This is a genomic window from Bacillus sp. HMSC036E02 (assembly GCF_001836235.1).
In the GTDB taxonomy this organism is placed as follows: Bacteria; Bacillota; Bacilli; order Bacillales; family Bacillaceae_G; genus Bacillus_A; species Bacillus_A cereus.
This window is the reverse complement of the sequence record NZ_KV827866.1, coordinates 7,302-8,648: the sequence shown is the minus strand read 5'-3', so window position 1 is coordinate 8,648 and position 1,347 is coordinate 7,302. Positions and strand designations below refer to the sequence as shown.

Below are 1,347 nucleotides of genomic sequence, written 5' to 3'. Positions count from 1 at the left end.
ACCTCAAATCGTAAGTGCGATTATTGGTCAGGACGGTAAGGAAACAAAAAAGTTTAAACCAATTTTAGAAAGTTCAAATCGTTATCCTATAGAATTTTGGAGTGTCGTGCACGGTGGAATGAGTCAAAATATAGAGGAGATTAAAAATTTACCCTTTCATGTCGCAGGTAAAACGGGTAGTACAGGTTCTCCGAATAAGCAAGAAAGAATGATAAATCATTCTCTTTTCATTGCATATGCTCCTACCGAAGATCCACAAATCGCCATTTCTGTCGTTATTCCTGGTAGTAATCCAGAAAAAAACATCGCTGCTCTCGTTACATCAGAAATTTTAGAGTCCTGGCATACACTTCAAAAAGAAAATAATAACAAAGAAAGAGGAAGGTTCATTAAAGTGAACCTTCCTCTTTTACCATATAGAATCTATATCCATTATTTTCCACAAACCTTGCTGATCCTTTTCGAACACGAATGAATATTTAATATCAGTTAAAACATACTCTTTTTGTACATACCCAGTATTGCCGTTAAATGTCGATATTTTTATATATCCATCATTCTGCACTTTTTCTGGAATCCAAGCTTTTACCACCTCATTAGATACTTCATATAAAACTTGTGATTCTCGTTTTGGTTCAGCTAAAATTTTCGTTTTATTTCCAGTAACAGTTACATATATAAAATGTTTTCGCTTTGATTGGTTACTTTCTGTCATTCCACTTGGTACTTTATATACCTTCTTTGTATCATTTGCAAATCCTCCCCCCATTGTAAGAGCGACTTGTAACTCATGAAACAAATCTTCATCAAATTTCAATTCATCCTTCTTATAACTCTTCCCTTTAAATAAAACTTCATCATTTAATGCTCTATACAAATCATTTTCATTTTTTGAATTTGTACTTCGAGATAAATCATTCATAAACTGTTTTAATGATGGCTCTTGAGCAGACTCATCTTTTGTTTTAGGCTTAATTTGAGTACTACTTTGTACCGGTGATTTATTATCATCAAGCCCAGGTTGTTGAACAATAAAAAATAACATTGTACAAACCAACACAACTACAACGGGCAATGCTTTTTTACGAGATGGTTTCTTATATGTTATAGAATCTACTTCACTATTTAGGTATATAGATTGCTTTATTCTATGAATAAATTCTTCTTCATCTTTCCGATGCCCCATTGGGCCGTTTTTTATTTTACTATACCAGTCAGAATTATTTTTACTGTTCATCACTTCTACCCTCCCCTATTAATTTTGAAACTTTACTTCTCGCTCGGCTTAATCTAGATTTGACTGTTCCAATTGATACACCTAATGTTTCAGCCATTTCTTCATAAGAT

General features: G+C 33.0%; 2 protein-coding genes and 1 pseudogene. 1 reads left to right on the top strand and 2 read right to left on the bottom strand.

Annotated elements, in window-relative coordinates; genetic code table 11:
• Positions 1–382: pseudogene (locus HMPREF2590_RS29545) on the top strand (penicillin-binding transpeptidase domain-containing protein); the annotation flags it as partial.
• Positions 383–409: 27 nt separating this feature from the next.
• Here the strand turns inward: HMPREF2590_RS29545 and HMPREF2590_RS23775 are convergent.
• Both HMPREF2590_RS23775 and HMPREF2590_RS29540 read right to left on the bottom strand, forming a co-directional pair.
• Positions 410–1,237, bottom strand: coding sequence for an SH3 domain-containing protein (locus HMPREF2590_RS23775; RefSeq protein ID WP_070861590.1), 828 nt, complete (start codon positions 1,235–1,237; stop codon positions 410–412).
• Positions 1,227–1,347 (bottom strand): sigma factor-like helix-turn-helix DNA-binding protein (locus HMPREF2590_RS29540; protein ID WP_277996132.1); only part of this gene is annotated, 121 nt, incomplete at its 5' end. The genes HMPREF2590_RS23775 and HMPREF2590_RS29540, both read right to left, overlap by 11 nt.